Origin of the sequence: Streptomyces sp. NPDC047982, from assembly GCF_043204165.1 — a bacterium.
Taxonomy (GTDB): Bacteria; Actinomycetota; Actinomycetes; order Streptomycetales; family Streptomycetaceae; genus Streptomyces.
The window spans coordinates 344,561-356,363 of the sequence record NZ_JBIDBS010000002.1; the positions used below are offsets into that span (position 1 = coordinate 344,561).

The window sequence follows — 11,803 nt, forward strand, 5'->3', positions numbered from 1 at the left end:
TCCGTCCGATGGGATGATGGAAGCGTGAATCAAGCTCGCACCGCAGGGACGCTGCGCCGGCTGCCGGTCCAGAAGCGCAGCGTCGAACGCTTCGAACGGCTGCTGGACGCCTGCGCCGAACTCCTGGACGAGGTCGGCTATGCCGCGCTGACCACCAAGGAGGTGGCCCGCAGAGCCGAGGTGCCCATCGGCACCCTTTACCAGTTCTTCTCCGACAGGGAAGGGCTGATCGGCGCGCTCGCCGCCCGCAATCTGGAGACCTTCTTGGAGCGGGTCGCGGCCCGGCTGGAGCACGAGGAGCCCGAAGACATCTCGGGCATCGTGGATGTGACCGTCGACGAGTTCGTCACCATGCGCCGGACGATCACCGGTTTCGGCGTGGTCGACTTCGGCGCGGCGGGACAGGACCACATCTTGGAGCCGGTCCTGGACAACAACACCGCAGTCGCCGAACGGCTGCGCGCACTGACCGCCACCCTGACCGGGGTCCAGGGCGACGCCGAACTCGAGATCGCTGTGCGCGTGGCCCTGGAGTGCGCGGACAGCGTGCTGAAACTGGCCTTCCGTACCGATCCGCAGGGCGACTCCCAGCTGATCGCCGAGTGCAAACGAGTCCTCAACAGCTATCTGAACGATCGAATCCGGCCCCCTGGCAACTAGTGCCGGTCACGGCACTAGCTAGTACCGCATCCGGCAACGTTCGCCCCGTCGTGAGGCATCGCCTGATTGCTGCGCCGGGCGGCCGGAATGATCGCACGGCCGAACGTGTGCGGGTCCGGGAGATCGATGACGACGAGGCGCGGGCAGTTGCCGCGGATCATCCGTAGAGGCACCGGTTCGGAGGTGACCTGGCGGCGGGCCCAGGTGGTGTTGTTGTCCGTGCAGGGCATGCCCGCGGCGAAGAGCGAGGTGGTGGTCAAGGCGTGTTTCGCGGCCGAAAGCGCGAACGGCTGGGCCGCTCGGGCGCTGTCGTGGCCACGTCGAGCGCATCACCGACGCGCTGCCGGAGGGCGCCGCCGCCTTCCTGAGCGCTAACGGACGCTCTTGACCTTCCAGACCAATGCGGCGCCCAGCACGGACATGGCCGCGGAGCAGAGGAAGAGCGAGCGATAGCCCCCCGGACTGCTGAGCACGATCGAGGCGATCGGGGGAGCCAGAACGTAGGGCAGGGAAGTCATCAGGTTGGCCAGGGCCATGTCCTTGCCGCGGTCCGCCGAGGCAGGGAGCACCTCGGTGACCAGGGCGGTGTCGACGGCCAGGTACACGCCGTAGCCCAGGCCCAGGATGACGGCTGCGACCAGCGTCATGGTCCACGTGGGCGACAGCGCGAGTGGGATCGCGGCGACGGCCATCGTGACGCCGCCGAGGAAGACGAGCATGCGGCGCTTGCCCAGCTTGTCGGACAGCCAGCCGCTGAGGACGACCGTCGAGATCGTGGCCAGGCAGTTGACGCCGATCACGATGAGCAGGCCGTCCTCGGTGGACTGGCCGGGGAACAACCGCTCGTAGTGCAGGACGTCGTCCAGGAAGTACGGCATGTAGAGCGTGCCCAGGCCGTAGCCCAGCCCCATGATGAACCGGGAACTCATCGCCCAGACGAAGCCGGGGTGCTCGCGCGGGCTGATCCGGTAGCCGTCCAGGAAGGTGCGCAGCGAGAACGGCTCGCGGTGCCGGCGGGGGAGCGGCGGGTCCTTCATGGCGGTCGCGAACAGCATGACCAGTAGCGGCAACGAGGCCAACAGCAGGTACTGCGCGGGGAAGCCCGTGACCAGCCCGAGCAGGAGACCGCCCGCGATCATGCTGCCGGCCTGCGGGACCATGGCCCAGCCCAGCACCACGCCGCGCTGTCCGGCCGGGACCCGGTCGGGCACCACCGGGGAGAGCCCGGCGCCGATGACCATGAAGGAGGCGGACAGCACGAGAGAGCCGAGCGCGACTCCGGCGACCGTCGTCTGGACGCCGAGGCAGGCCAGCGCCGCCATGCAGGCCAGCGAGCCCGCGATCAGCCACGGTCGTCGGCGGCCGAACCGGCTGGTGGTGCGGTCGCTGAGCGCGCCGGCCAGCGGCGCGATGACGATTCCCGCGATCGCGCCCATCATGCTGACCCAGGCGTAACTGCCGACCTTCCCCGCCGGGTCGATCTGGGCGATCTGCGCGGGCATCAGGAACGTGGTCGGCGCCTGCATCGGGACGAACAGCCCGATGTTGGCCAGGACGTACAGGGCGATCCAGCCGGAGCCGACCTTGCGGGTCGGCTCGGCGAGGGCCTCGGGCCCTTCGGGGGCGAGGGTCACCGGGGCACTCTCTTGAGGTGGATGAGCTCGCTCGTCCAGTCGAAGGACAGCAGCGGCGGGAGACCGTGGCTGAGCAGGACGGCGCCCTCGTGCACGGCGCCGGTGGCCTCGTCCCGGTAGCGGGCGTCGGGGTCAAGGCCCTTCAGGCGGGTACGGGCGGCCGTGCGGGTCAGCGCGGACGGCTGGAACTGGAAGACGACGACCTCGTCCTCGGTGAGGTACTGCACGGCGTGGTGATCCAAGCGGTATTGGACGCCGCCGTGCACCACGGGCCGAATCCGCTTGTACTGCTCGACCAGCATCCGGGACCACGCCAGATCCTCCTCGCTCCAGTTCCGCAGGTCGCCGCCGATGCCCATCGCCCCGGCCATCGAGACGTGGAAGCGGTACCGGATCGAGGTCGGGCGGGCGGTGAAGCTGTTCGGGCTGTCGGTGACCCAGGCACCCATGGTCCGGGCGGGCAGCAACTGGCCGTGTCCGTGCTGGATCGCGACCCGGTCGGCGGCGTCGGTGTTGTCGGACGTCCAGACCTGGTCCGCGTAGGCCAGCACGCCCAGGTCGGCCCGGCCGCCGCCGCTCGCGCACGACTCCAGGTACAGGCCGGGACGCGCGGCGCGCAGCCGTTCCATCACCTCGTAGACGCCTCGCGTGTGCTCGATCCAGACCCGGTCGGGATCGGCGGCCCCAGGCTGCCCCGCCTCACTGAAGGGCCGGTTCATGTCCCATTTGAGGAAGACGACGTCCAGCTCGGTGACGGTCCTGACCAGCCATTCGACCGCCCATTCGCGGACGTCCCGGCGGGCGAAGTCGAGCACGTGCTGGTTGCGACGCTGCGTGCGGGTACGGCCGTCCTGGCTAAGGATCCAGTCGGGGTGCGCACGGAAGAGGTCGCTGTCGGGGTTGACCGCCTCGGGCTCGACCCACAGGCCGAAGCCCATGCCCAGCGCGCGGACGTGGTCGGCGAGCGGGCCCAGGCCGTCCGGGAAGCGGTCGGGGTTGGGCCACCAGTCGCCGAGCCCGGCCATGTCGCTGGTGCGGGCGCCGAACCAGGCGTCGTCCACGACGAAGACCTCGACGCCGAGACCCGCGGCCAGCTCGGCCAGCTCGGTCTGCTGCTGCTCGGTGATGTCGAACTCGGTCGCCTCCCACGAGTTGAAGATCAGTGGGCGTTCGGCCGGCCGGGCGGGCAGCACCTCGTCTTCGACGTAGGCGTGCCAGCGGCGGCTGGTGCCGCCGAAGCCGTCGGGGGCGTACAGCCCGGTGAAGACGGGGGTCTCCAGACGCTCGCCGGGGAGCAGCTTCCAGACCAGACCCTCGTGGCCGAACCCGCCTGTCCAGGAGGCGCGGCCGTAGGGGTCGCGGCGCAGTGTGATCCGGCGGCTGCCGCTCCAGGCCAGGGCCGCGCTCCAGACCTCGCCGTGCTCCTCGGCGGCGTCATACGCGTCGAGCATCAGCCAGGGTCCGGCGTGCTGTCCCGTGATGCCGAGGCGGCTGGTGAAGACGGTCTCCCCGACGGGCACCCGGTCGCGCCGGAGCTGGAACTCCCGGCCCCATTCCCCCACCACATGGCTGACCCGGTAGTCGTCGCGGGCCGGGAGCGTCCAGGCGGCGGAGTCGAACCGCAGGACGTCCACCGGCTCCTTGGCGGTGAGGACGGCCCAGCGCTCGATCTGGTCATGGCCGTCCCGGATCCGGTAGTGCAGGTCGAGACCGAGGGAGCGGACACGGTCGGTGAAGGAGAGTGTGAGCCGGTCGTCCTCGACCGTGTGCGAGACGAACCGCCACTCGAAGCCGCGGACGGCGTCGTCGAACCGGACGGTCAGCGACGGCGCCCCGAAGCGCAGGCCGCCCTCGACCGCGTACTCCTCACGGCCGGGGTCGTCGCCACCGGGGTCCTCGGCGGGCAGGTCGGCCGCGATCACGACGGCCTGCTCCAGGGTCAGTGGCCGGCCCCAGTGCACGTGCCGGGGGACGTCGTCGGCGTCCAACTGGAAGGCGTAGGAGGTGCCGGGAGTACTCAGGAGCCAGAGGCGGGCTTCGGAGTGGTGAGCGATCACGCGAATCCTTAAATGTGAGTCTGGCTCATGTTTGGCTCATACGTTAGGCAAGCGAGCCCCCGACGCCAACCCCCTGACGGGGGCTGTCGAAGATCGCTCCAGCGGGGCCTCGCGCGTCCGGGAGGAGGGACGCCGATTCCGGCTGTACGGCGTGCGGGTCCCTCGGGGAGGGACGGTGACCGAGTGCGCGGCGCGTGATTCCCCGCGCTCCGATTTCCCGCGCTCTGCGCGGCGCGGGCGGCGAACGCGCCGGGAAGCCGACCGGGGCCGGGCGGATCAGGAGAGCTGATCCGGCCGGCCCCGGCCTGGGCACCGCAGCACCGCTGCCGTCAGTCGCCGTAGACGCCGACCTCGCGGAGCGAGTAGCCCCACTTGGTGCCGCGCTCCAGCCCCTGGATCCGCACATGGCGCGCGCGGGTTCCGGCGAACCGCGCCGTGTCCAGGCCGCCGTCACCGGCGGCCGTGGACCACACCGTCTTCCAGTTCGTGCCGTCTTCCGACAGCTCGACACGGTACGACTTCGCGTGCGCCTCCTCCCAGTCGAGGGTGACGCGCTTGACCGGGTTCGCGGATCCGAGGTCGATCCGCAGCCACTGGTCGTCGTTCCACTCGCTGGCCCAGCGGGTGCCCGTGTCGCCGTCCACGGCCCGGCCGGGCGCGAAGCTGACGAACGGGTTCCACCACTCCGATGAGGACGCCGAGGCTGCCGCGCCCGAGGCAAGGTTCCTCCCGGACTTGTGCTTCTCGGAGTTCCCCCAGGTGCGGAGGTAGGACTCGGCGCCCGCGAAGAGGTCGTCCACGACGTCCTGGCCGCCGACGATCCGGATGTCCTCGATCCAGTCCGGGACCATGCCGTAGTGCGCGGCGCCCGTGGTGTTGAAGTCCCATGTGCGCTCGCCGGTGGTCTGCTTGTCGATCAGCGAGCCGCCGTCCGTGCTGCGGAAGGGGTATTTCACCGGGTTCGGGGTGTCCCCGCCCCGCGGGCCCGGCCAGCCGCCGACACCGTTCATGTCGGTGCCGTAGCCGTAGCCGACCCCGTACTTCTCGCGCAGCGCCTCCGTGCGCCTGGCCTCCGCGCTGAACGCCTCGGAGCCGCTCATGTACTGGCCGGCGAATCCGCCGAGCTTGTAGAGCCGCTCGGTCCAGCCCATGTCCATCCAGCTGTGCGAGGAGATGACGCCCGGGTACGACTCGGATTCCAGGATGTCCAAGGCCCGACCCGCGGCCTTGACGCTCATGTGGTCGAGCTCCAGCATCATGCCGCGTTTCATCATGCCGCGCACCGCGTACTGACCCAGGTCGGTCAGCCCGCGGGTGTTGCACTGCGCGTCCGAGGCGTACGTCGGGACGGACACCCCCGCCGGCAGCAGCTTCTCCGCCTCGGGCGCCTTCGCGTTACCGATGGGGTTGTCGTGCTGCGGGCCGCGGCAGGTCTCCGTCTTCCAGAAGGTGCCGGTCGACAGGAACTGGCCCGCGTTGATGGCCGTGCCGAGGGCGCCGGAGTCGAAGCGCACCCCGCACAGGGCGTTGTCGAACTTGTGGCACAGGAACATGCTGCGCACGCCCAATTCATACAGCTCGTCCAGGCCGCGGTCGATGTCCTCCTTTCCGCACTGCGCGACGTCCAGGATCTGCTTGCAGCCGAACGGCTCGGAGGTCTCGACCCCCAGGACGACGGCCAGCTTGCCCTGCTCGATGACCTCGCGGGCCTGCGCGCTGTCGGTGACGATCCGGAACCAGCCCTTGCCGGGACCGCCGTACATCCTGTCGATGAAGGACTGCATGTCGTACGACTTCTGCGCTTCGAGACGGATGGCGGTCATCTCGTCGCAGCCGCGGTCCTTGAAGAAGTAGACCGAGCAGATCACGCCGTTGGTGACCAGGTCGTTGACCAGCACCCGCTGGCCACCGCGCCACGCCCGCTCGATCCAGGCGTAGTAGTTCTGCTGGTGGGTCAGCGAGTCGTGGGCGGGCCAGTCCTTGAATGTGGGCCACCCGTTGGGATCGTGCTTGCCGTCGCCGCCCTTGGTGATGAAGTCGAAGATGGCGAGGCTGCCGTCCGGGTAGTGCTCGGGGCAGTCCTTGAGCGCGTCGGCGACACCCTGCTCCGAAAACGGCTTGCCGCAGATCAGCCGGCCGCCGAAGCCCTCGTTGGACATGATGTGGTCGTGGACGTCGACGAAGCCCCTGACACGCCCCTGGGCGTCGGTGCCCTTGAAGGGCTCGCCCGTGACGTTGATCTGCGAGTCGGGCGCGGGCCGCGCGGCCGGATTCCACCAGCCGGGCTCCGCCGCGGAGCTGGGCATCGGGCCGAGCACCAGGGCCATCACGGTGAGGAGCAGTGACACCACCGTGAGAGATCTGAGTCTGTGGTGCGGAGATTGAACCGTGCTCATCACATGAATCCTTAAATGTGAGTTGGGCTCACGTTCCGCTCATACGTTAGGTACCCGAGCCCGCAACGCCAACCCCTCGACGAGGGCTATCGCCGGGAAACGGGAAGAGTGCGCCCCGGGAGACGGGGTGCGCGCGCCCCCGGCACCGAGCCGGTCCGGCCGCCCTTTCGGTGTCCGACCCGCATCGCGGTGACGACGGGTGTGTCCCGGCCGGAGATCCCCGGCCGGGACACACCCGCCCTGCGGCGGGTCGCCCGGTGCGGCTACTTCTTCAGGTAGCCGAGGACGGTCATCATCCCGGACTCGGCGTGGTACACGTTGTGGCAGTGGACCATCCACAGCCCGGGGTTGTCGGCGTCGAAGTCGACGTCGAGCCGCTTGCCCGGCAGCACGATCGAGGTGTCCTTGCGCGCGCCGCCGTCGGCGAGCGCGAAGGTGTGGCCGTGCAGGTGCATGGGGTGCCACATCGTCGTGCTGTTCACGAACGACAGTCGGACGCGTTCGCCGGAGCGGACCGGATAGCGCTGCGCGGGGTCGTACGTCCTGCCGTTGATGGCCCAGTCGTACGTCGCCATCGAGCCGGTGAGCCTGAACTCGACCGTGCGGTCGGGGCGCTTCGCGTCCAGCCGTACGGAATCGTCCGCCTTCAGCCGGCCGCCGTGGAGGACCTGGCGCCTCAGCTCTCCGGGGCGCACGGAGGCGGCGGGCACGGCGCCGCCGCCGGTGCGCAGGACGGCGAGGGCGGTGCGGTTCTTGCCCTCGGCGAGCGCGGTGAGCGGGAACGCGCCGTCCCCGGCGGTGACGAGGGCGTCGATCCGCTCACCCATGCCCAGCAGCAGCGCGTCGGCCCGGGCGTGCCGGACGGGGAAGCCGTCGGCGTGCGTGACGGTGAACCTGTGGCCGCCGAGTGCGACCCGGAACGCGGTGTCGCCACCGGCGTTGATGACACGCAGTCTGATCCGGTCGCCCGGCCTCGCGGTGAAGGTCGAAGGGGCCTGTGGCGTACGGCCGTTGATCAGGTAGTGCGGATAGCCGACGTCCCCGGCGTCGCCGCCCAGCAGATCGCTGCTCGCGCCCATCAGCATCCGGGAGGGGCCGAAGGGGGTGGGGGACGGTGCCCTCCTCGTCCGCGGCGCCGTCATCGACATGTTCGACATGTCGTGGCCCTCCATGCCGCCCGGACCACCGTGGTCCATGCCGCCGGAACCCCCGGAGCCGCCGTGGTGCATGCCGCCCATGCCCTTGGAGAGTTCGGCGAGCACGGCGTCGGGGGTGGAGCCGTCGACACCGTCGACCCAGTCGTCGAGGACGATCACCCACTCCTTGTCGTACGCCAGGGGCTCCTTGGGGTCCTCGACGACGAGCGGGGCGTACAGACCGCGGTCCTGCTGGACGCCGGAGTGGGGGTGGAGCCAGTAGGTGCCGGGGTGGGGGACGGCGAAGCGGTAGTCGAAGGAGGAACCGGCCTTGATGCTCCGCTGGGTGAGGCCCGGCACTCCGTCCATGTCGTTGCGCAGGGCGAGCCCGTGCCAGTGGACGCTCGTGGCCTCGGGCAGGTTGTTGGCGAGGGTGAGCGCGAGGGTGTCGCCCGCGGTGACCCTGATCTCCTTGCCGGGGAGGTCGTCCCCGTACGCCCAGGAGCGGACCGTGCGTCCGCCGCCGAGGTCCAGCCGGGTCTCGACGGCGGTGAGCCTCACCTTCCGCTCGGGGCCGGGCGCGCGGCGGGCCTCGGCCGCGGCGACCTCCTTGCCGTCAGGGGCGAGGTAATCGGCGGTCGGTGACGTGCCGTTCGCGCCGGAGGGGTGGTCCATGCCGCTCGTCGAATCCGAGCAGGCGGTCAACAGGCCGGTACCGGCGGCGGCCAATCCGGCGCCGAGAACGGTACGACGGGTGAGTCCGGTCATGACGGTGAAACCTCTTGAGGAGTCGTTGCGGAAGAACATGAGGAAGACGACGTTCCGCTCATGGCGAGGAGCGGCCGGGCTTCCTATATGCGCAGCGACGACAGACGGCTCAGGAGGGATCCGGGCGGGCCGGGCGGCGGGATCGCGAGGAGCGCGTACGCGAACCGCCGCGTCGCCGGCGGTCCGACGGCGCGGGCGGGCCGTCCGGGAACGGCGCGCGCGAGCAGGAGGGCGCCGATGCCCGCGCCGAGCACGGCGAGACACACGGTGGTGGTGACCCCCGCCCCGTGCGCGGGTGCGGGATCGGTCGTGCGGAAGGGCTCGGCGGCGACCGGCCGGTGTGCCGGTACGGCGGAGGCGTGGGATGCCTGCGCCGGTGTGGCGGAGGCGTGGGACGCGGTCGTGATGTGACCGTCGGACAGTTTGGCGACCGCGTGCTCACCGGGATGGCCGAGTGCGTGCATCATCACGATGCCGAAGAGCAGCGCGACGGCGAGCACGCACCGGCCCAGCCAGGTCGCGGGCTTTCGGCACGCTGCCACGTCGGTCTCCGTTCCCCGTCCGGCTCTGCGGCGTCCGGACCCGGCCATGGTACGGGGTGGGGGTATCCGAGTCGCCGGGAGGCCGGTGCGGTGCGAGTGCCGTCACCGGGAACTGTCGAACCGTTGTCCTGGCTAAAGGTGAAGCGGCTGAAAGACCGTCGGCATGCCGACCAGGCAAGTCCGCGGAGCGTGACGCGCGGTGGCGTTCCGTTGATGAACGCCTGGCGATTCGCGGCATTTTTCACCTTTGGTCGGATAGCGGCTTCTATGACTTGTTGGTCGTAGGGGGGCGTCGTAGTGTCGGTAGTGCCGCTGCAGAAGCAGGGAGCGGTGCGACAGCAAGTCCTCCGAAGGAGGCAAAGATGAAGGTTCGTAGCATCTTCGACCACAGGGACAGGGACCACGACCATGGCTATGACCACGGCTATGGGCGCGGAAGGGACCGCGGACGCGGTCGTGGGCGCGGAGACCGTGACCACGGCGGCTACAGGCGCGACGGACGCGGCTGGTACTGACCCGCTTCCCTGACTCCATCCCCGATTCGAGGCGGCTCGTGCTCCGGCGCGGGTCGGCCTCCCGTTTTTCGGGCCGTGTCTCCTCGTCTCCTCTCGTTTTATGGGTCCATGTCTATGGAGTCGGTCCATAGCCCCGGTGTACGTGCGACGTGACGCTCATGCTGCGTGGTTCCGCGGGCCGTTCGGTGCCCGACGACGACTCCATCCCCGACGACGGACCTCCCCCGGACGACGGTCTCCCCACAGGCGCGGGGCGTGCCGGGGACGCGGTGTCGGATGTCCCGGTCCGCACCGACCCGATCGGCGTCTGGATGGCGTTCCGGCGGTTCTGGCCGTTGACGCGGGGGGATCGCGGGTGGCTGGTGCTGGTCTTCGTGTGCGCGGTGCTGTCCGCCGTCGCGGAGACGGTGACGGTGCTGCTGTTCGCCGAGCTGACCGATACGGCACTGGGGCAGGGATCGGTCAGCGCGTTCTGGCGGCCGGCGGGGCTGTGGCTGGCGGTGGCGTTCGCGGGAGCCGTGACGGGGTATCTGGGCAACTCGCTGGCGGCGTGGACCGCGGAGCGTTTCGTACTCCGGCTGCGGGCGCGGGTCTTCGGCCATCTGCAGACGCTGCCACCGCACTTCTACCAGGCCAACCGGCGCGGTGACCTGGTCGAACGGCTGACGGGCGATGTGGAGGCGATCGAGGCGCTGGTGGTGTCCGGGATCGTGGGGGCGGCCTCGGCCCTGTTCAGCACCGTCTTCTACGCGGCGGCCGCGTTGTGGCTGCGCTGGGACCTGGCCCTGGCCACCTTCCTCATGGTCCCGTTGTTCTGGTTCACCACCCGCCGGTTCGCCGGGCCGCTGCGCGCGGTGTCGCGGCGCGGACGCGCGGCGGACGGGGCGATCACCGCGGTGGTCGAGGAGACCCTGGTCAACGTCGTCATGACGCAGGCGTACAACCGGCAGCGCGCCGAGGAGGAACGGCTGCTCGGCAGGGCGCTCATCCGGCTGAGGACGTCCGTGCGGGCGGTGCGGCTGACCGAGTTCTACGAACAACTCGTCGAGGTCCTGGAGACGCTGTGCGTCCTGACCATCATCGGCCTGGGCGCGTGGGAGATCTCCGAGGGGCGGATGACCCTGGGACAACTGCTGGCGTTCGCCGCGTTCGTCGGCTACCTCTACCCGCCCATCCGCTCCCTGGGCCAGCTCGGCCTGACCGCCACCGCCGCGACCGCCGGGGCCGAACGCCTCCTGGAGATCCTCGACACCTCGCCCACGGTCACCGATCCCGCCCCCGGCGCCGACTGCGCGTTGCCCGCCGTGCTTCCGGGCCGGGCGCGGGGCGAGGTGGAGGTGTGCGGCGTCCGGTTCCGTTATCCGGGCGGCGACCAACCCGTGCTGCGGGACCTCTCGTTCACCGCGAGCCCCGGCGAACTCGTCGTCATCACCGGCCCCAGCGGTGCGGGCAAGTCGACCCTCGCCGCGCTTCTCCTGCGGTTCTACGACCCCGACGCCGGCACCATCCGCCTCGACGGCGTCCCCGCCGACCGCATGCCCCTGGCCCGTCTGCGTGCCAACATCACCCTCCTGCCCCAGGAAACGCTCGTCCTGCACGACACCATCGCGAAGAACATCGCCTGCGGCCACGACCGCACACCCCACCACGACGACATCGTCGCCGCCGCGCGCGCCGCCGACGCCGACCGCTTCGTCCGCGCCCTGCCCGACGGCTACGACACCGTCATCTCCCCCGGCACCTCCCGCCTCTCCGGCGGCCAGCTCCAGCGCATCGCCATCGCGCGCGCCATGCTCCGCGACGCCCCCGTCCTCCTCCTCGACGAACCCACCACCGGCCTCGACACCCTCGCCGTGCAACGCATCATCACCCCTCTCAAACGCCTCGCCCACGGCCGCACCACCCTCGTCATCACCCACGACCTCACCCTCGCCCCCGACGCCGATCGCATCCTCGTCCTCGACGAAGGACGCCTGGTCGAATCGGGCACCCACGCCCAGCTCCTCCACCGCCAGGGGCTCTACACCACCCTTTTCCGCCACCACCCGCACCCCGGCAAGGAGGGACCCCGCCCGGCGGGTGCATGACAGTCGCT

At 70.4% G+C, this 11,803-nt stretch carries 8 protein-coding genes; 2 read left to right on the forward strand and 6 right to left on the reverse strand.

Features of this window, described 5'->3' with window-relative positions; all coding sequences use genetic code 11:
- Positions 1 to 24: 24 nt before the first annotated feature.
- Entirely contained in the window at positions 25 to 660 is a 636-nt protein-coding gene (locus ACGF2V_RS03420) for a TetR/AcrR family transcriptional regulator (RefSeq protein ID WP_362620580.1), read from the forward strand.
- Positions 661 to 674: 14 nt separating this feature from the next.
- Here ACGF2V_RS03420 and ACGF2V_RS03425 read toward each other — a convergent pair whose 3' ends face one another.
- The 6 genes from ACGF2V_RS03425 to ACGF2V_RS03450 form a co-directional block, all read right to left on the reverse strand.
- Positions 675 to 920, reverse strand: a complete 246-nt coding sequence (locus ACGF2V_RS03425; protein WP_362704497.1) for a hypothetical protein — start codon at positions 918 to 920, stop codon at positions 675 to 677.
- A 111-nt stretch (positions 921 to 1,031) separates the two neighbouring features.
- Positions 1,032 to 2,294 (reverse strand): MFS transporter, encoded by a 1,263-nt coding sequence (locus tag ACGF2V_RS03430; protein WP_362704359.1) that lies wholly within the window; start codon positions 2,292 to 2,294, stop codon positions 1,032 to 1,034.
- Entirely contained in the window at positions 2,291 to 4,351 is a 2,061-nt protein-coding gene (locus ACGF2V_RS03435) for an alpha-galactosidase (RefSeq protein ID WP_362704361.1), read from the reverse strand. Before ACGF2V_RS03435 ends, ACGF2V_RS03430 begins: the two co-directional genes overlap by 4 nt.
- 329 nt (positions 4,352 to 4,680) lie before the next feature.
- Entirely contained in the window at positions 4,681 to 6,747 is a 2,067-nt protein-coding gene (locus tag ACGF2V_RS03440) for a discoidin domain-containing protein (protein WP_362620586.1), read from the reverse strand.
- Between the two features lie 263 nt (positions 6,748 to 7,010).
- Complete coding sequence (locus tag ACGF2V_RS03445) at positions 7,011 to 8,651, reverse strand: multicopper oxidase family protein (RefSeq protein WP_362704364.1); 1,641 nt, start codon at positions 8,649 to 8,651, stop codon at positions 7,011 to 7,013.
- Between the two features lie 83 nt (positions 8,652 to 8,734).
- Positions 8,735 to 9,193 (reverse strand): hypothetical protein, encoded by a 459-nt coding sequence (locus tag ACGF2V_RS03450; RefSeq protein WP_362704367.1) that lies wholly within the window; start codon positions 9,191 to 9,193, stop codon positions 8,735 to 8,737.
- Positions 9,194 to 9,866: 673 nt separating this feature from the next.
- Between ACGF2V_RS03450 and ACGF2V_RS03455 the strand changes: the two genes are divergently transcribed.
- The gene (locus ACGF2V_RS03455; protein WP_392910594.1) at positions 9,867 to 11,795 is read left to right on the forward strand and encodes an ABC transporter ATP-binding protein; all 1,929 of its coding nucleotides are present in this window, start codon (positions 9,867 to 9,869) and stop codon (positions 11,793 to 11,795) included.
- The last annotated feature ends 8 nt before the right edge of the window (positions 11,796 to 11,803 follow it).